The organism is Otoolea muris, assembly GCF_943193115.1.
GTDB classification, from domain to species: domain Bacteria; phylum Bacillota; class Clostridia; order Lachnospirales; family Lachnospiraceae; genus Otoolea; species Otoolea muris.
The window spans coordinates 20,372-38,410 of the sequence record NZ_CALPCY010000027.1; the positions used below are offsets into that span (position 1 = coordinate 20,372).

15 protein-coding genes are annotated in these 18,039 nt (G+C 52.3%); 8 read left to right on the plus strand and 7 right to left on the minus strand.

Going from position 1 to position 18,039, the window contains the following annotated elements; translation table 11 throughout:
- The first annotated feature begins 46 nt into the window (after nucleotides 1–46).
- The 7 genes from NFS31_RS15890 to NFS31_RS15920 all read left to right on the plus strand — a co-directional run bounded on the left by NFS31_RS15890 (nucleotide 47) and on the right by NFS31_RS15920 (nucleotide 8,479).
- Entirely contained in the window at nucleotides 47–1,939 is a 1,893-nt protein-coding gene (locus NFS31_RS15890; protein ID WP_251497064.1) for a heavy metal translocating P-type ATPase, read from the plus strand.
- 296 nt (nucleotides 1,940–2,235) lie between these two features.
- Nucleotides 2,236–3,420: an acetyl-CoA C-acetyltransferase gene (locus NFS31_RS15895; RefSeq protein ID WP_251497067.1), complete on the plus strand. Its 1,185-nt coding sequence runs from the start codon at nucleotides 2,236–2,238 to the stop codon at nucleotides 3,418–3,420.
- 252 nt (nucleotides 3,421–3,672) lie between these two features.
- A complete protein-coding gene (locus NFS31_RS15900) occupies nucleotides 3,673–4,449 on the plus strand; it encodes an enoyl-CoA hydratase-related protein (protein ID WP_251497070.1) in 777 nt (258 codons plus the stop codon).
- 18 nt (nucleotides 4,450–4,467) lie between these two features.
- Nucleotides 4,468–5,304 carry a 3-hydroxyacyl-CoA dehydrogenase family protein gene (locus NFS31_RS15905; protein ID WP_160225820.1) on the plus strand — a complete coding sequence of 279 codons (837 nt, stop codon included), beginning with the start codon at nucleotides 4,468–4,470 and terminating at the stop codon, nucleotides 5,302–5,304.
- Nucleotides 5,305–5,376: 72 nt separating this feature from the next.
- Complete coding sequence (locus tag NFS31_RS15910; RefSeq protein ID WP_160225819.1) at nucleotides 5,377–6,531, plus strand: acyl-CoA dehydrogenase; 1,155 nt, start codon at nucleotides 5,377–5,379, stop codon at nucleotides 6,529–6,531.
- Nucleotides 6,532–6,612: 81 nt separating this feature from the next.
- Nucleotides 6,613–7,404: an electron transfer flavoprotein subunit beta/FixA family protein gene (locus NFS31_RS15915; protein ID WP_160225818.1), complete on the plus strand. Its 792-nt coding sequence runs from the start codon at nucleotides 6,613–6,615 to the stop codon at nucleotides 7,402–7,404.
- A 28-nt stretch (nucleotides 7,405–7,432) separates the two neighbouring features.
- Nucleotides 7,433–8,479, plus strand: coding sequence for an electron transfer flavoprotein subunit alpha/FixB family protein (locus NFS31_RS15920; RefSeq protein ID WP_251497073.1), 1,047 nt, complete (start codon nucleotides 7,433–7,435; stop codon nucleotides 8,477–8,479).
- 186 nt (nucleotides 8,480–8,665) lie between these two features.
- Here the strand turns inward: NFS31_RS15920 and NFS31_RS15925 are convergent, their stop codons facing one another.
- From NFS31_RS15925 to NFS31_RS15955, 7 genes are all read right to left on the minus strand, one after another.
- Nucleotides 8,666–9,685, minus strand: a complete 1,020-nt coding sequence (locus NFS31_RS15925) for an electron transfer flavoprotein subunit alpha/FixB family protein (protein WP_251497075.1) — start codon at nucleotides 9,683–9,685, stop codon at nucleotides 8,666–8,668.
- Between the two features lie 179 nt (nucleotides 9,686–9,864).
- Entirely contained in the window at nucleotides 9,865–10,617 is a 753-nt protein-coding gene (locus NFS31_RS15930) for an electron transfer flavoprotein subunit beta/FixA family protein (RefSeq protein WP_251497077.1), read from the minus strand.
- Nucleotides 10,618–10,736: 119 nt separating this feature from the next.
- Entirely contained in the window at nucleotides 10,737–11,159 is a 423-nt protein-coding gene (locus tag NFS31_RS15935) for a MarR family winged helix-turn-helix transcriptional regulator (RefSeq protein ID WP_251497080.1), read from the minus strand.
- Nucleotides 11,160–11,424: 265 nt separating this feature from the next.
- Nucleotides 11,425–12,564: an acyl-CoA dehydrogenase family protein gene (locus NFS31_RS15940; RefSeq protein WP_251497082.1), complete on the minus strand. Its 1,140-nt coding sequence runs from the start codon at nucleotides 12,562–12,564 to the stop codon at nucleotides 11,425–11,427.
- Between the two features lie 269 nt (nucleotides 12,565–12,833).
- Nucleotides 12,834–14,141, minus strand: coding sequence for a GntP family permease (locus NFS31_RS15945; protein ID WP_251497084.1), 1,308 nt, complete (start codon nucleotides 14,139–14,141; stop codon nucleotides 12,834–12,836).
- Between the two features lie 293 nt (nucleotides 14,142–14,434).
- Nucleotides 14,435–15,991, minus strand: coding sequence for an acyl CoA:acetate/3-ketoacid CoA transferase (locus tag NFS31_RS15950; protein WP_251497086.1), 1,557 nt, complete (start codon nucleotides 15,989–15,991; stop codon nucleotides 14,435–14,437).
- Nucleotides 15,992–16,281: 290 nt separating this feature from the next.
- Nucleotides 16,282–17,073: an enoyl-CoA hydratase-related protein gene (locus tag NFS31_RS15955; protein WP_251497089.1), complete on the minus strand. Its 792-nt coding sequence runs from the start codon at nucleotides 17,071–17,073 to the stop codon at nucleotides 16,282–16,284.
- 427 nt (nucleotides 17,074–17,500) lie between these two features.
- Between NFS31_RS15955 and NFS31_RS15960 the strand changes: the two genes are divergently transcribed.
- Complete coding sequence (locus NFS31_RS15960) at nucleotides 17,501–17,827, plus strand: hypothetical protein (RefSeq protein WP_251497091.1); 327 nt, start codon at nucleotides 17,501–17,503, stop codon at nucleotides 17,825–17,827.
- Nucleotides 17,828–18,039 lie beyond the last annotated feature (212 nt).

Genomic DNA, 18,039 nt, shown 5'->3' on the forward strand with positions numbered 1-18,039 from the left:
GCCCGCATCCCGTCCGGGAGGCGGGCTTTTGCAGGAGGGAAAGAAAGTGACAAAAAAACAGAAAAATATGCTTGCAAGAATCGCCGCGGCATTTGTCCTCTACGCGGCGTCTTTGATCCTGGATGGCCGCGGAGTGTTTGCACAGACAGGCTTTCCTGCCGCGCCGCTTCTGGCTTTTCTGATCCCGTATCTGACGATAGGATGGGATATCGTCTATAAGGCGTTTCGCGGGATCGTGGGCGGCCAGGTATTTGACGAGAATTTCCTGATGACCGTGGCGACCTTCGGCGCGTTTGGCGTGGGGGAATATTCGGAGGCCGTGGCTGTGATGCTGTTTTACCAGGTGGGAGAGCTGTTCCAGAACTACGCGGTGACGCGCTCCAGGCAGTCTATCGCGGATCTGATGGATATCTGTCCGGAATACGCCAATATTGAGGAGGACGGCCAGATAAAGCAGGTGGAGCCGGATGACGTGGCGATAGGGGATATCATCATCGTGAAGGCGGGAGAGCGGATTCCTCTGGACGGCGTGGTTATGGACGGGGAATCGATGATTGACACCTCTGCCCTGACCGGAGAATCCGTTCCGCGAAGGGTGGAGGCCGGCAGCGAGATCATAAGCGGATGCGTCAACGGCAGCGGCGTGCTCCGGATCCGGGTTACGCGCGAGTTCGACGATTCCACGGTGGCAAGGATTCTGGAGCTGGTGGAGAATGCCAGCAGCAAAAAGGCGCAGGTGGAAAATTTTATCACCCGCTTTGCCAGATATTATACCCCGGCCGTCGTGTGCGCGGCCCTGTGTCTGGCTCTTTTGCCTCCGCTCCTTTTGGGAGGCGGATTCGGTGAATGGCTGCAGAGGGCGTGTATCTTTCTGGTTATCTCCTGCCCGTGCGCGCTGGTGATTTCCGTGCCGCTCAGCTTTTTCGGGGGTATCGGGGCCGCGTCGAAGCGGGGCGTGCTGGTAAAGGGCAGCAATTACCTGGAAGCGCTGGCAGAGATGGAGACCATTGTTTTTGACAAGACAGGAACCCTGACAAAGGGAGAATTCAAAGTGACGCAGATCCGTCCGGAGGGCATGGAAAAGGAAGAGCTTCTGGAGCTGGCCGCCCTGGCGGAATCGTATTCCACGCACCCGATTGCAGAGTCTGTCCGCGAGGCGTGCAAACGCGCGGGCCTGGGAGAGCGCTTAAGCGCGGAGCGCGTCGGCGATACGAAGGAGCTGTCCGGGCGCGGGATCCGGGCCCGGATCGACGGCCATGAGATTCTGGCCGGAAACGGAAAGCTGATGGAGGAATTCCATATTTCTTATCAGGAATGCGAAGAAATCGGAACGGTCATTTACCTCGCAAAGGACGGCGATTTTGCCGGAAGCATCCTGATAGCGGACAGCTTGAAGGAGGAGGCCCCGGAGGCGATCCGAAGTCTGAAGGCGTGCGGCGTGAGAAGAACCGTGATGCTCACCGGGGATCGGAGGGCCGCCGGGGAGGCGGTCGCGGCAAAGCTTGGGCTCGACGAGGCGTTTACAGAGCTCCTTCCTGTCGGTAAGGTAGAAAAGGTGGAGGAGATGCTGGCGCAGACGGGCGGGAAGAGCCGGCTGGCCTTTGTGGGCGACGGCATCAACGACGCCCCGGTTCTGTCGCGGGCGGATATCGGTATTGCGATGGGAAGCATGGGCTCTGACGCGGCGATTGAGGCTGCGGACATTGTCCTCATGGATGACAATCCGGCGAAGATTGCCGCGGTTGTGAAGATTGCCCGGAAAACTCTCCTGATTGTCAGGCAGAATATCATCTTTGCCCTGGCTGTCAAGGCGCTGGTCCTGATTTTGGGGGCTTTTGGCCTTGCCAACATGTGGGAGGCTGTCTTTGCCGACGTGGGCGTGTCCGTGATCGCGATTTTAAACGCGATGCGGACCTTAAGAACAGAGGAGCAGGCGTAACTCTTCACGCCGCTCAGGAACGCAGATCCGGCAGAACGCATTTTCAAATATGCTCTGGTCAAAACGCTGTAAAAATATGGATGGGAACCGGCATGCCTGCGCAACAGTTATGCATTATGCATATAAATGTGAATAAAGACTTCTGTTTCGGTTCCGATATGTATAAAAAAAGAAAATAAAAAGTTTAAAAAACCTTGATAATTATTTGACATAATCAGCTAAGAGTGATAAGATATAGATACTATCAAATCAATTATTTTATTTACTTGGCAAGTCATTTTAAGGAGGAAATTGAGATGTCAAAGAAAGTCGTAATTGCAAGTGCTTGCCGTACTGCCATCGGCTCCATGGGAGGCCAGCTCAGCACAGTGCCGGCCGCTGAGATGGGCGCTGTTGTTATTAAGGAAGCGCTCAAGAGAGCAGGAGTTGCCCCGGAGCAGGTTGATCACGTTTACATGGGCTGTGTAATCCAGGCCGGCCTTGGTCAGAACGTGGCGCGCCAGATGTCGATTAAGGCAGGCCTTCCGGTAGAGGTTCCCGCTGTGACGCTTAACGTTGTGTGCGGTTCCGGTTTGAATTCCGTGAACGCAGCGGCGGAGATGATTATTGCCGGCGATGCGGATATCGTAGTGGCAGGCGGCGCTGAGAATATGTCGGCAGCCCCCTATGCGCTTATGAACGCCCGTTACGGCTATCGCATGAACAATGCTCCGATGATCGACACCATGGTAAATGACGCCCTGTGGGACGCCTTCAACGGCTATCATATGGGAATTACTGCAGAGAATATCTGCGATCAGTGGGGAATTACCAGAGAAGAGCTGGACGAGTTTGCAGTAGGCAGCCAGAAGAAGGCCTGCGCGGCGGTTGAATCCGGCAGATTCAAAGACGAGATCGTTCCGATCGAGGTTAAGAAGAAAAAAGAGACGGTTGTTGTTGACACAGACGAGGGTCCGCGTCCGGGAACAAGCCTTGAGGGGCTGGCAAAGCTGCGCCCGGCATTTAAGAAGGACGGCGGCCGCGTGACGGCAGGTAATGCTTCCTCTATCAACGACGGCGCTGCAGCGGTTGTTGTAATGAGTGAGGAGAAGGCGAAAGAGCTGGGAATTAAGCCTATGGCTACATGGGTTGCCGGCGCTCTCGGCGGAGTTGATCCGAGCATCATGGGTATCGGCCCGGTTGCCGCGACCAACAAGGTATTTAAGAAGACAGGCTTAAAGGTTGAGGATCTGGATCTGATTGAGGCAAACGAGGCGTTCGCGGCACAGTCTATCGCCGTAGCGCGCGACTTGAACTTCAATAAGGACATCCTGAATGTAAACGGCGGAGCGATTGCTCTTGGTCATCCCGTGGGAGCTTCCGGATGCCGTATTCTTGTAACCCTGCTGTATGAGATGCAGAAACGCGGCGCAAAGAGAGGTCTTGCCACACTTTGCATCGGCGGCGGCATGGGCTGCGCTACGATTGTAGAGAGAGACTGACACTATGATGTAGCATTTCAGCATGTCTGAGATGTTACATATCAGGCAGGATAACCGGAACGCGAGGAGGGGCGGGGCCTCTCCCGGCTCCGGCTGTCTTGGTTTCTGCGCAGGCCCGCGCAGAAAAGTACAGCGCGCGGGCTGCGCGGCGGGCAGGGAAAGCGTTTTTCTCTGCCCGGTTATATGAGTTCAGGAATACTGCTTTATATATACGGGTATTCCGGGCGGCTTAAGGTTAGGAGGCTGATAGCAATGGGCTTTGTAGATTACGAAGTGGAAGGGCATGTCGGTATTATGACAATCAACCGTCCCAAGGCGCTGAATGCGCTGAACGAGGATGTGTTGAAGGACCTTGGCGCTGCGTTTGACGCAGTTAATTTGGACGAGATCCGTGTGGTTATCCTGACAGGCGCAGGGGAGAAATCCTTTGTGGCAGGCGCGGATATCGCGGCGATGAGTACCATGACAAAGGCAGAGGGAGAGGCGTTCGGCAAGTTCGGAAATGATGTATTCCGCAAGATCGAGATATTCCCTGTCCCTGTTATAGCAGCAGTAAACGGATTTGCGCTCGGCGGCGGCAATGAGCTGGCCATGAGCTGCGATATCCGCATCTGTTCTGAGAACGCCGTATTCGGCCAGCCGGAAGTCGGCCTTGGCATCACGCCGGGCTTTGGCGGCACACAGAGGCTTGCCCGCCTGATTGGACCGGGCAAGGCGAAGGAGATGGTTTACGGCGGCAGAAATATCAAGGCGGACGAGGCGTACAGAGTGGGCCTTGTAAATGCCGTATACCCGCAGGAAGAGCTGATGGCCGCCGCGAAGAAACTGGCGTCGGGCATCGCGAAGAATGCGCCCATTGCGGTCAGAAACTGCAAGAAGGCGATAAACGACGGGCTTGAGGCCGACATGGATCAGGCGATCGTGGTGGAGGAAAAGCTCTTCGGCGACTGCTTTGAGACAGAGGATCAGAAAGAGGGGATGGCTGCTTTCCTTGAAAAGAGAAAGGTAGAGCGCTTCATCAATAAATAACAGGCAGGAGGATTTGTCATGAAGGTTGGTATTATCGGCGCGGGAACGATGGGTTCCGGAATTGCACAGGCATTTGCTCAGACAGAGGGTTATGAAGTTTGCTTATGCGATATTAACGAGGAGTTTGCGGCGAACGGCAAGAAAAAGATCGCCAAGGGCTTTGAAAAGAGAGTTGCCAGGGGCAAGATGGATCAGGCGAAGGCAGACGCAATCCTGGCCAAGATCACAACAGGCGTAAAGGATATCTGCACAGACTGCGATTTAGTCGTTGAAGCTGCCATCGAGAATCTGGAGATCAAGAAGCAGACCTTTAAGGAGCTGTCCGCTATCTGTAAGCCGGACTGCATTTTTGCAACCAACACCTCATCCCTTTCCATTACTGCGATTGGGGCGGGACTTGACAGGCCGGTGATCGGCATGCATTTCTTCAATCCGGCGCCTGTGATGAAATTAGTTGAGGTTATCGCCGGATTAAACACACCGGCGGAGCTCGTAGATAAGATTAAAGCCATTTCCACCGAGATCGGCAAGGATCCCGTACAGGTAGAGGAAGCAGCGGGCTTTGTGGTAAACCGTATCCTTATCCCGATGATCAATGAGGCGATCGGCATCTACGCAGCCGGCGTTGCATCCGTAGAGGGAATTGATACAGCGATGAAGCTGGGCGCAAACCATCCGATGGGACCGCTGGCGCTGGGCGACCTGATCGGTCTTGACATTGTACTGGCCATTATGGAAGTGCTGCAGACGGAGACAGGCGATCCGAAGTACCGTCCGGAGCCGCTTCTTAAGAAGATGGTACGCGGCGGCAAGCTGGGCCAGAAGACCGGAGAAGGCTTCTACAAATATAATTAATTCACAAACCGCATCAGGCGGGCAAGACCTGCCTTTAAGCGCTATATAAGAAAATGATGGAGGAATAGACACATGGATTTTACATTAAGTAAAGAGCATGAGATGGCGAGAACGTTATTCCACGACTTCGCCGAAAAAGAAGTGAAACCGTTAGCACAGGAAGTCGATGAGACAGAGCATTTCCCGGCAGGAACCGTTGCCAAGATGCAGAAGCTCGGTTTCATGGGCATCCCGGTTCCGAAGGAGTACGGCGGACAGGGCTGCGATCCTCTGACCTATACGATGTGTGTAGAGGAGCTCTCCAAGGTTTGCGGCACCACAGGCGTTATCGTATCCGCACATACCTCTCTTTGCTGCGATCCCATCCAGACTTATGGTACGGAAGAGCAGAAGCAGAAATACTTAGTTCCCCTTGCAAAGGGTGAAAAGCTGGGCGCATTTGGCTTAACCGAGCCGGGCGCAGGTACGGACGCGCAGGGACAGCAGACCAAGGCTGTGTTAGAGGGCGACGAGTGGGTTCTCAACGGCTCCAAGATCTTTATCACCAACGGTAAAGAGGCTGACATCTACGTTATCATCGCTGTAACAGGCGTAAAAGAGGACGCAAGAGGAAGAAAGAAGAAAGAGATCTCCGCATTCATCGTTGAGAAGGGAACACCGGGCTTCTCCTTTGGTACAAAAGAGAAGAAGATGGGTATCCGCGGATCCGCTACGTATGAGCTGATCTTCACAGACTGCAGAATTCCGAAGGAGAACCTGTTAGGACAGATCGGCAAGGGCTTTGGTATTGCCATGCATACTCTGGACGGCGGACGTATCGGTATCGCTGCTCAGGCTCTTGGCCTTGCAGAGGGCGCTCTTGAGAGAACGGTTGAGTATGTAAAAGAGAGAAAGCAGTTCGGACGTTCCATCGGACAGTTCCAGAACACGCAGTTCCAGCTTGCAGATATGGCTACAAAGGTAAAAGCAGCTCAGCTCCTTGTTTACAGAGCAGCTATGGCGAAGAAGACACAGAAGGTTTATTCCGTGGAAGCGGCTATGGCAAAACTGTACGCAGCAGAAGTTGCTATGGAAGTAACAACCAAAGCTGTACAGCTTCACGGCGGTTACGGCTACACGAGAGAATACGACGTAGAGCGTATGATGCGTGACGCCAAGATCACAGAGATCTACGAGGGAACATCTGAGGTTCAGAGAATGGTTATTTCCGGCAGCCTGTTGAAGTAATATCAGATTTCCGGCGGACATCATGAACCGTGAAGGCTCTCATAAACAGAGAAAAAACAAAAAATAAGGAGTGAAAATACCGTGAAAATAGTAGTTTGTGTAAAACAGGTTCCGGATACCAAGGGTGGAGTTAAGTTTAACCCGGATGGTACGCTTGACAGAAGCGCAATGCTGGCCATTATGAACCCGGATGACAAAGCCGGCTTAGAGGCGGCTCTTCGCTTAAAAGATCAGTACGGCGCAGAGGTTACGGTAGTGACAATGGGTCTTCCGAAGGCGGAAGAGGTTCTGCGCGAGGCTATGGCTATGGGCGCAGACAAGGGTGTTCTGGTAACTGACAGAGTGCTCGGCGGCGCTGATACATGGGCAACCTCCCAGACGATCGCAGGCGCGCTTCGCAACTTAGAGTATGACTTAATCATCACCGGCCGTCAGGCGATTGACGGAGATACCGCACAGGTTGGACCGCAGATTTCCGAGCATCTTGGACTTCCGGTAATCAGCTATGCACAGAATATCAGAGAAGTTAATCTGGAAGAGAAATATATTGTTGTTGAGCGTCAGTATGACGACAGATATCATGTGTTAAAGGCACAGCTTCCGTGCTTATTAACCGCGCTTGCTGAGTTAAATGAGCCGCGTTACATGACTCCGGGCGGAATCTTCGATGCATATGCAAAGGATATCACTGTTTGGGGAAGAAATGACTTAAAAGACGTAGAGGATTCCAACTTAGGCTTAAAAGGTTCTCCGACTCAGATTGCCAAGGCTTCCGATAAGGTAAGAAAGGGCGCCGGCGAGAAGGTTACATTAGATCCCGCAGGTTCCGCAGACTATATCGTAGCGAAACTGACAGAGAAACACGTTATCTAAATCATATAGAAAAGAGTGGTGAATAAGAATGAACTTAGAAGCATATAAGGGAGTATTTGTCTTTGCACAGCAGGTAGATAATGTAATCAGCGGCATCGCGTTCGAGCTGATCGGCAAAGGAAAAGAATTAGCAAAAGATCTGGGAACAGAGGTAACCGCTGTTTTAGTCGGCTCAGATGTAAAGGGCCTTGCAGACAGCCTGGCTGAGTACGGCGCAGATAAAGTAATCGTTGTTGACGATCCGGAGTTAAAGGAGTACAGAACAGAGCCGTATACACACGCTCTTGCTTCCGTAATTGATGAATTTAAGCCGGAGATCTTCTTAATCGGCGCTACCGCTATCGGCCGTGACTTAGGTCCCCGCGTTTGCGCGAGAATCCACACAGGCTTAACGGCAGACTGCACGAAGCTGGATATCGGCGATTTCCCGCTTAACCCGGTACCGGGCAAAGAGCAGAAGCACAATCAGCTTCTCATGACCCGTCCGGCATTCGGCGGCAACACGATCGCCACCATCGCATGCCCGGATTTCCGTCCGCAGATGGCTACCGTTCGTCCCGGCGTTATGCAGAAGGCTCCGAAGGTAGAGGGCGCAAAGGCTAATGTTGTAGAATACAATCCTGGCTTCACAAAGAACAATAAGTACGTGGAGATCATGGAGGTTGTTAAAGCTGTTACGGATACGGTTGATATCATGGACGCAAAGATCCTGGTATCCGGCGGCCGCGGCGTAGGCAGCCCCGAGAACTTCAAGATTCTGGATGAGCTGGCAGCCGCTATCGGCGGAACCGTAAGCTGCTCGCGCGCAGTAGTGGACGCTGGCTGGAAGCCGAAGGATTTACAGGTTGGACAGACCGGTAAGACCGTTCGCCCGAACGTATACTTCGCAATCGGTATCTCCGGAGCGATTCAGCATCTGGCAGGTATGGAAGAGTCTGACATCATCGTTGCCATCAACAAGGATGAGACAGCTCCGATCTTTGACGTAGCAGACTACGGTATCGTAGGCGATCTGAACAAGGTTGTTCCGCTGCTGACCGAGAAGATCAAAGAGGCGGTAGCTGCTTCCAAGTAATCGGGAAGAGACGATAAACATAATTCAGGGTAACTGAATGCATAAAAAGAAGCGCCAGAGCACAAAAGGCTTTTGGCGCTTCTTTTTATGCGCAGGCCGTTTGCTGCCAGGGCAGTATGCGGGCCGCGCGGCGGGCAGGGAGAAACGTCTTCCCTGCCTGATTGCGTACAGGCGCATGTGAAACGGTCATTCAATCGTTTGATACGATTCGAGCGCCTGGATGAGATGCGGCAGGATCACCTCCACATTGCCCACGATCCCCAGATCCGAGATATCAAAGATCGGGGCCGCCGGGTTTTTGTTGATGGAGATAATCAGGCCGGATCCCTCCATGCCGGTGGTGTGCTGGAAGGCCCCGGAAATGCCGCAGGCGAGATAGAGCGCCGGGCGCACCGTTTTGCCGGTCTGGCCGACCTGACAGGACGTATCGGCCCATCCGGATTCAATACAGGCCCTGGAGCAGGCGACAGAGCCGCCTAAGAGCGCCGCGATGCGGCCAAGCGTCTCAAAGCCCGCCGGGCCTCCCATTCCGCGGCCGCCGGCGACGAGAACGCGGGCGGCTGTGATGTCGTCCGTCCGCTTGACTCCCAGTTCAGCTTTAAGCAGTTCAACACCGTTCTGCATGCGCAGCGCTTCTTCCGGTTCAGGAAGCTTAAGCTCCTGCACAGCGTCCGGCGACGGAGCCGGGAGAGAGAGCGCCTCTTCTTTGGTGAGAGGCGTGAGAACGCCGGGGCGCAGGGTAACGATCACCGTATTCCCGCCCGGGCAGCAGAGCGTATCGTTTGTGATGCCGTCAAGGCTGGGACGCGCCATGCGTACGCCGTCCTCCACCCACAGCCCGGTGCAGTCCGCAGCCAGGCCGGCATCCAGTTTTACGGCCAGGGCCGGCGCGAGATCCATGCCTATCGTGGTAGACCCCAGAAGAATGAGGCCCGGATTTACATTTCTCGCGGCCTGCTCCATGAGAGCCCCGTAGAGGCCGGTTGAGTAGAAAGCCAGAAGGGGGGAATCCGCTGTAAATACAGCGTCCGCCCCGGCCTTCAAAAGGATTTGCGCTTCTGCAGATACATCACGGCCGGGCAGAAAGGCGATCGAGCGTCCTCCCGACTGCGCGGCAAGGCGCTTCGCGCCGCCGGCCAGTTCAAGGCTGATCTTCTGAATGCGGCCGTTTCGCTGTTCGGCAAAAAATAATATATCATTCTGCATGGTTTAGAGAAGACCTCCAATCAGCTTAAAATGTAACAGTTCACACGGGGCATCTTCTTGCCCGTCTGCGCCGGACAAGAAGCATCGGATGTCCATCCGATGTGGAATCTTGTGGACATTTTGGCTTTTAAGCAAGCTTAACGCCAAAATGTCCGCCATATTCCCCGCCGTCTGAACTGTTACATTAAAATATGGTTTTTAATCATTAAATCCATCATAGCCTGGACGGCTTCGGCGGTCGGTACTGTTAAGACGCGCCCGCGCTCCCGCGGCTTCTTCATACGGGAATCCAAAATATGGATTTTTACTAACTGTTCTGCAGGGGGAAGACCGTTCTGTTCCAGAAGCTCAGAGACAGAAATGACAGGGATTTTCTCGCGGTAGGCACGGGAGATTCCCTGGGCCGTCATATAGAAGGGCTGATTCGGTCTGGGGAGCGCGCTGATAAGGCACGGGATGGGAAGCTTTAACTGACAGGCTCCGTCCTCAAACTGCCGTCTGACGGTGAGAAAACCTATTTCCTGCCCGTTTCCAGGAGCAAAGACAGGCGAGATCTCTTCCACATAGCTGGCGGATGGAAGTCCCAGCTTTCCGGCCAGCAAAAGAGCGGTCTGGATGGCGTCAGAGTCCACGGCATAGGAGCTTCCCATCAGCACATCATAGCTGCAGTCCTTAAGAAATGCGGCCAGTATCGAAGAACAGGCGGCGCCGTCCAGCGTCTGCGGGGCCGGACAGGAGAGCAGCGCCCCTTCATCACAGCCCATTGCCATAGCCTCGCGGATCTGGGTTATGGCAGAATCATCGCCGATGCACAAAAAGGCCACAGAGGCCCCCGTCTTTTTCTTAAGGCGCAGCGCGGCTTCCAGGCCGGAACGATCGGGCCTTACCCGGTTATCCTGCAGGATTTGTTTTGAACATACAATAACTTTCATATCCGATTTCCATTCAGATTTTTATATGCACACAAACTTTATATGCATACAATTTATAAGCATATCAAAAAATTAGTATGCAAATCATATTGCAATAAAAAAATATTGGGAAAAACCAGCTACAGGGATTTTTCCGCAATCTGGCGGAGGCATTTTTTAAAGAATACTGCCTCATCTTCCGAAAAATCAGCCAGCACATCGCGGTTTACATCTTCGATCACCTGAAGCACCGGCTCTTTCAGGGCCTCGCCCTTTTCCGTAATAATAACAAGAATCTCCCGTCGGTTTTCCGTGTTGATCACGCGGTCAATCAGTTCCTTTTTCTGCATGCGGTCCAGAATACCGGAAACTGTAGAGGTCTCAAGACACAGCATCTCCGCAATCTTTCGCGGCAGACAGGTACCCCCGTTGGCCCACAGGCAGTTCAGCACCCCATACTGAGAGGGCGTGACGTCAAAAGGAGCCAGTTTTTGGCTGATATATTGGAAAACCGTATGCTGGGATGTGGTGAGAAGAAAATTAATGCACTCTTTTAACTCCATAATCGATCTCTCTTTCCTTTGTTTGCTAATGCGTCTTATAATTATATTAAATAAAAAAGAGAAAGTCAAACCGCATGTTACTATTTTCACAGGTAGGGCGGGAGCTACTGGAGAAATATATGCGGGCTGTAGTTCATTGCGGGAAGGCCGCCGGCGGCTCCCCCAGACAATTGGTATTGGCTGCAACAGCCGTAATATTTACAAACAGCCGGCGGGAAACCCCATCCGGCTGTTTAGGAGGTATATGCATAAATTGACGAATGTCTTATCTAAAGAGCGCTCCGCTGATTACCAGCTTCTGGATCTCATTGGTTCCCTCATATATCTGAGTGATCTTCGCGTCTCTCATCATCCGCTCTACGTGATACTCTTTCATAAAGCCGTTTCCACCGAGCATCTGCACAGCCTCGGTTGTCACATGCATAGCGGCATTGGTGCAGACTAATTTAGCCTTTGCAGCCGGAATGGAGTACGGCCGTCCCTCGGATTTGTCGAGCGCCGCCTTGTACAGCATGTATTTGGCCTGCTCAATCTCGCATTCCAGTTCAGCCATCTTGAAGGCCAGGTACTGGTTGCGGTAGATGGGTTTGCCGAACTGCTCTCTTGTCATCAGGTACTTTCTTGCGATCTCAAATGCGCCCTCTGCGATTCCAAGGCCCTGAGCGGCTACGCCGATACGGCCGCCGTCCAGCGTCTTCATGGCGATCTTGAAGCCCTGGCCTTCCTGGCCGATCAGTGCGGAAGCGGGGATCTCGCAGTTCTCAAATACCAGCTCGGAAACCTGTGCGGAGCGGATACCCATCTTATTCTCAATCTTGCCGATGGAGAGGCCCGGCGTTCCCTTTGTCACATGGAAGCAGGAAAGGCCCTTGGACTTTAACTCCGGCTGTGTTAAAGCATATACGGCGAAGTGATTGGAAAGAGGCCCGTTGGTATTAAAGCACTTTAAGCCGTTCAGCACATATTTGTCGCCTTTTTTCTCGGCAACGGTTACGCATCCGCCTGCGTCGGAACCGGCGTTGGGCTCTGTGAGGCCAAAGGAGCCAAAGGTCTGGCCGCTCAATACTTCAGGAAGGAATTCTCTCTTCTGCTCTTCGGAAGCGCCGTTTGCGATGCTGCCGCCGTAGAGAGAGGTAGATACGGAGTAGGAGATGCCGACAGAGGCATCTACCTTGGAGATCTCCTCCACTGCAATCGCGTAATCGAGATAATCCCCGCCGGATCCGCCGTACTCTTTAGCGTAGGGAAGGCCGATAAAGCCCATCTCGCCCATCTTTTTGTAGAGGTCTAAAGGGAAAGCGCTGGTCTCGTCACGCTCAATTACGCCTGGCGCTAACTCGTTCTCTGCAAATTCCCTGACTGCTTTCTGTAAGGTCAGACGCTCTTCGGATAACTGGAAATTCATAAATAAGTCCTCCTTTTTCATATTCGGTGATTGTTATTTAACGGGGCGTGCGAAACGATTTTAAAGAATTGTAGAATAATTCTTATTCAAAATATCTAGCACGCTAAATAATAGCATACATAAATAATACATGATCCCATCTCTGTAGTCAAGAAGCAATCTGTCAAATTTTGTCCCGTTTTTTTGTGCAAACTGCCATAAGACAGGATTTGAAATTCGCGATTTACTGTCACTATTATGTGTGGCAGTCAGTACGCGATGGCATTTCCCTATAATCCCATGCTGGCGAGCATGATGAATACGCCGCAGGCAATGAAGGGGATCAGGATCTGGGTGATTGCGATATCGCCGTAGGCTTCCTTATGCGTCATCTTACAGATGCCCAGAAGAGTGATCTGAGCGCCCTGGTGCGGAAGCGTGTCAAGCGTTCCGGCAGCGATGGCGGCGATACGGTGTACATACTCCAGATTTAAGCCCATCTCAACGTAGGTGGCTTTTAATGCGTTAAAGGCAACGCCGATACCGCCGGAAGCGGATCCGCACGCGCCGGCGCAGATAGCTACCGTGATCATACAGAACACGAGCGGATTGATAGAAAGGTTCTTTAAACCATTTACCAGATCCGCAAATGCCTGCGTGTTCTGAACTACGCCGCCGAAGCCGACTACGATACCGGTATTCAGGATAGCGACGCCGGAGTCTGCCGCGCCCTTGTTGAAGACCTCAATCCACGCGTTAAGACCGCCGATCCGTTTAAACATCAGGATAACGGAAAGGATGATGCCGACCATAACCGAGGTTTCCACCGGGAGGTGAAACAGGTTAAAGGAGGCCAGGATCGCCGCGATCGGCAGAGCCGCCTGAATCCAGTGCGGAAGAGATTTGTTCTCGTCCGTGCTGAGCTCTTCCTCGGTGAGCTGATATTTAAGCGTCTTATCATCAAAGAAATATCCCTTTTTGGCAAGGGCGCGGGCGCGGTACTCGAGCCAGCCAAAAATCAGAAGAAACATCACGATCGTGGTGATCAGGGAGGGAACAAAGGCCGCTGTCGCCGGGGTTCCCAGATCCGTCATGGGAATAACATTCTGGATCGACGGGGATCCGGGGCCGCTCATGGACCAGGTCCAGCAGCCGGCGGAAATCGCAGCCGGAAGAAGGCGTCTGCTGATGTTTGCCTCGCGGAACAACTGAATCGCGATCGGGTAGATAACAAAGAATACAACAAAGCCGCTGACGCCGCCATAAGTCAGGATACCGGTAATGCACATGATGATCGGCGCGGTGAAACGTCCTTTGCTGATGCCGGCAATGGCTCTTGCCAGAGATTCGGCGGCGCCTGTAAACTGGTAAACCGCTCCAAATAAAGCTCCCGCGAAGAAGGTCAGGAAATACTTGATGACATAATCTCCGGCGGCGGGCATAAAGGAATTTTTGAGGCTGTCAAGGATCGGAAGACCGCTGCAGACAGCTACGAAAATCGTGATAAGCGGAGCCAGAATCAATGCGCTTACCTGCTTAAAGGCCAGAAGCCCGAATAGAATAATAGCAATAAAAAGTACAAGAATTTGAAAATTCATGGTTCCTCCTGTTCACGGCCTGCGAAAAAGGCAGTCCCCCTTTTACAGGCCGCGGCGAAATCATCCTGAAAGCCGCGGCGCAGCCCTGACGGGCCGTCCGCCGCCGCTTTTTGTAACATAGGGTTACATTTTTTTATTCCCGCGGGCAACGAGCCAAGTGAGCATGCTTGCATGCACATTTGGCGGCTGCCGCGAGGGTCAAATACCCCGCTGCTCTGCAGCGCTGCAAGTTTGACGCACCGTTGCTTGCAGCGGGGTTGTTGACTTATAACAGTTCGTCTGAACGGATGCGGTTATTTTCCAAGCCCCATCAGCTCATCCTTAAAGATTCTGGCATCCATCAGCTTCGGCTGTCCATCCATCCTGGGAACAAATCCCATCAGATCAATGATCTGGGTCTGAATGTCAATGCCCGGAGCAACCTCAGTGAGGTATACGCCATCCGCGCGAAGCTCAAATACGGCGCGCTCCGTGATATAGAGAACCGGCTGGCCGGTTTTGTTGGCATAAGCGCCGCTGAAGGTGATCTGCTCTACGTGGTCGATGAACTTCTTCTCGCGCCCTTCTTTTACAATCTTAAGGGAACCGTTCTCGAACTCCACGGCAAGGCCGCCGGCCGTAAAGGTGCCGCAGAAGAACACGCGCTTTGCGTTCTGCGTGATGTTGACGAAACCGCCGCAGCCCGCGATTCTGGGTCCGAACTTGCTGACATTGATATTTCCGTCCTGATCCGCCTGCGCCAGCCCTAAGAAGGCGTAATCCACGCCTCCGCCGTCGTAGAAGTCAAACTGGTAAGGCTGATCCAGGATTGCTTCCGCATTGACGGAACCGCCGAATTTCGGGCCGCCCTGCGGAACGCCGCCGATCGGGCCGGCCTCAACCGTCAGAGTCATGTAATCGCCGATGCCTTCCTCGTTTGCAACCATGGATATGTATTCCGGGATACCGATCCCCAGATTGACAACGGAATTTTCTTTTAATTCCATGGCGGCGCGGCGGCCGATGACTTTCTTTGCGGAGAGCTTCGGATACTGCAGGCTGCTTAAGGGTACACGGAAATCGCCGGTCATAGAGCCGTCATACTCGCATCCCACGCACTGCTCATGATCCTTCGGATCCTCGCATACAACAACTGCATCCACATAGATGCCGGGAACCTTTACAAGCTTGGGGTCAAGGCAGCCGTTTTCAACCACCTTCTCAACCTGGACGATGACCTTGCCCCCGCTGTTTTTCACCGCCTGGGCGATGGAGGTGGCCTCAAGGGAAGCGACCTCATGCTCCATGGTGATATTTCCGTTCTCATCCGCATACGTTCCGCGGATAAAGCCGATGTCAATGGGGAAGGCTTTATATAGAAGCTTCTCCTCGCCGAGAATATTTACAACCTCCACCAGATCGTCTGTGGAAATCGAATTGAGCTTTCCTCCCTCAATACGCGGATCGGCAAAGGTGTTCAGTCCTACGTGGGTGATGGTTCCGATGCGGTGTCCGGCAATATCGCGGTAGAGCTGGGACAGCGTGCCCTGCGGCAGGTTGTAGCCCTCGATCTTATTTTCCAGAACCAGCTTTCCCAGATTGGGGACCATGTTCCAATGGCCGCCGATGACACGTTTTGTCATGCCCTCATGCGCAAAATGGTCAGCTCCGCTGCCGTCCCGGTTGCCCTGCGCCGCGGCATAGAAAAGAGTCAGGTTTTTCGGGGATCCTGTTTCCAGAAAACGCGCTTCCAGAGCCTTTGTCAGAGCCTCCGGCATATCGCTGGCCACAAAGCCGCTGGCGGTTACCATCATGTTATCAGACACCATGGAGGCCGCTTCCTGCGCTGTAATAATTGAGACCTTAGCCATCGTAATTCCTCCTTAGATTAAAAATCGAAACGATGCGGGGTTCATTTCCTTCCGGTTATGAACCGATGCGCCTAAAAAAGGGTGTAAAAATAACAGGGCCGGGAAAATTCATCCCCCGGCCCCGCGGGTCAGATGCAGTAGTTATAGGAAACGACAAAACGATTTTCGTTTTGCCCGTTTCCTGCGCCGGATTTGCGCTGCGTAAGCAGCATATTTCCTATGCAAATTCGTGCGCATCCCCCGGAGGGGCTATAGCAAACGGAAAATTTATTTGTCGTTTGCTATAGAAATTAGAAATCGGTCAAATCTGCTTTTCTCTTTTCAAGGAAGGCAGCCATGCCCTCAGCCTTGTCATGCGTCGCGAAGGAAAGGCCGAACAGATTCGCCTCAAGCTTTAAGCCGCTGGCAAGATCTGTATCCATACCAGTGTTGATGGCCTGCTTGGCAAGCGTTACGCCAAAGCTTGCCTTGGACATGATCTTCTTCGCCATGGCCTTGCAGTAGTCGAGAAGCTCTGCCTGGGGAACCACCTTGTTAGCCAGTCCGATGCGGTATGCCTCTTCGGCATCGATCTGATCCGTTGTGAAGATGAGCTCCTTTGCACGGCCCTTGCCTACCAGTCTCGGAAGTCTCTGTGTTCCGCCAAAGCCCGGCAGAATGCCAAGATTTACTTCCGGCTGTCCGAACTTCGCGTTCTCAGCCGCAACACGGATATCGCATGCCATGGAGATCTCACAGCCGCCGCCCAGAGCGTAGCCGTTTACGGCCGCGATCGTAACCTGAGGCATGTTCTCCAGGGTGTTGAACGTCTCGGCAGCCAGAAGAGCCATCGCACGGCCTTCCTGTGCGGAAGCATTCACCATTTCAGAGATATCAGCGCCGGCCACAAATGCCTTCTGTCCGGAACCTGTCAGGATCACAACCTTAACCTCCTTGGACTTCTCAATTGTGGAAGCCACATCGCCCAGCTCAGCCAGCGTCTCGCTGTTCAGCGCGTTTAAAGACTTCGGACGGTTGATGGTGACAACCGCAATGCCGTCCTCGATTTCCACTAAGAGATTGTTGTAAGTTTTGAGTTCCATAAAAACGTCCTCCTTATAAAAAAACTATGTACTGTTCGATTGAGAAAATTATATAACACCTATAATTAAAAGTAAATATATTTCTCTATAAAATATTTTGCATACTAATAATTTTCTAATAAAAAAGTTTGATATTATACAAAGATGCATAAAAATGAAAAGTAATTTTTGTATAATAATAACAATAAAATGAGGTGTTTAGGAGTGAGAAGGAAAAGTCAATGGGAAAAATAAACAAAAAATAAATGGGGAATTTTACAATCAGGAGTGGGAAGGCTGTCTGCGGTGTAGTTCTGAGAATACTGTGTGAATGCGCGCTGGCCGGGAGAATGTATCTCTTCACATCCGCGCGCCCTGCGGCGGCGCAATAGAAATTGAAATGCTCTTTGCGAAATGGTATAATAACGCCAAAGGAAGGAGTAGTTGGATGTCTTTGAATATTTACAGGAGCAGGCAAGCCGCTGAAGCGGCCGGGCTTACGGTGATACAGGTAAATGATACGCTCTTTGACGGCCGTACTCCCTTAGCTCATAATCCTTTGGTGTCAGAAATACGGAACGAGGTGGATCATGCAGAGTACGTGTCAAAGACCTCGTTCAGAGACAGGGTGGGAGAGGTGTGCGAAAAAAGCATTGAACTGGGTTTTCTTGAAGAGACAAAGCATCCGATTGTAGATGTGTTTGTGAAATATGTGGTAAAAACGCTTAATCCCGAACGCAAAGCACAGTTCAAGAGGGCTGTTTTGCAGATGTAACTGCAGAGACTGCAGGCTTTGTATGTATACTGGCTCGTTAATTGTTAAGGCTGAAAATCTATATGCCAGTTTACCAATATTTGATAATAAGAAACGCCTGACTTTAAGGCAGCTACAGAGTAAATGCTATCATTTTTATGAAGCGTTTCGCAAAAGCATGAAAAGCGATGTCGAAGTCATCATTAATTTTGGCAGCAAGAGTGAATTTTAAT

Coding starts and splice junctions, on each gene's coding strand:
- NFS31_RS15895 (WP_251497067.1), top strand. CDS start 2,236: ATGTCAAAGAAAGTCGTAATTGCAAGTGCTTGCCGTACTGCCATCGGC.
- NFS31_RS15900 (WP_251497070.1), top strand. CDS start 3,673: ATGGGCTTTGTAGATTACGAAGTGGAAGGGCATGTCGGTATTATGACA.
- NFS31_RS15905 (WP_160225820.1), top strand. CDS start 4,468: ATGAAGGTTGGTATTATCGGCGCGGGAACGATGGGTTCCGGAATTGCA.
- NFS31_RS15910 (WP_160225819.1), top strand. CDS start 5,377: ATGGATTTTACATTAAGTAAAGAGCATGAGATGGCGAGAACGTTATTC.
- NFS31_RS15920 (WP_251497073.1), top strand. CDS start 7,433: ATGAACTTAGAAGCATATAAGGGAGTATTTGTCTTTGCACAGCAGGTA.
- NFS31_RS15925 (WP_251497075.1), bottom strand. CDS start 9,685: ATGCAGAATGATATATTATTTTTTGCCGAACAGCGAAACGGCCGCATT.
- NFS31_RS15930 (WP_251497077.1), bottom strand. CDS start 10,617: ATGAAAGTTATTGTATGTTCAAAACAAATCCTGCAGGATAACCGGGTA.
- NFS31_RS15935 (WP_251497080.1), bottom strand. CDS start 11,159: ATGGAGTTAAAAGAGTGCATTAATTTTCTTCTCACCACATCCCAGCAT.
- NFS31_RS15940 (WP_251497082.1), bottom strand. CDS start 12,564: ATGAATTTCCAGTTATCCGAAGAGCGTCTGACCTTACAGAAAGCAGTC.
- NFS31_RS15945 (WP_251497084.1), bottom strand. CDS start 14,141: ATGAATTTTCAAATTCTTGTACTTTTTATTGCTATTATTCTATTCGGG.
- NFS31_RS15950 (WP_251497086.1), bottom strand. CDS start 15,991: ATGGCTAAGGTCTCAATTATTACAGCGCAGGAAGCGGCCTCCATGGTG.
- NFS31_RS15955 (WP_251497089.1), bottom strand. CDS start 17,073: ATGGAACTCAAAACTTACAACAATCTCTTAGTGGAAATCGAGGACGGC.
- NFS31_RS15960 (WP_251497091.1), top strand. CDS start 17,501: ATGTCTTTGAATATTTACAGGAGCAGGCAAGCCGCTGAAGCGGCCGGG.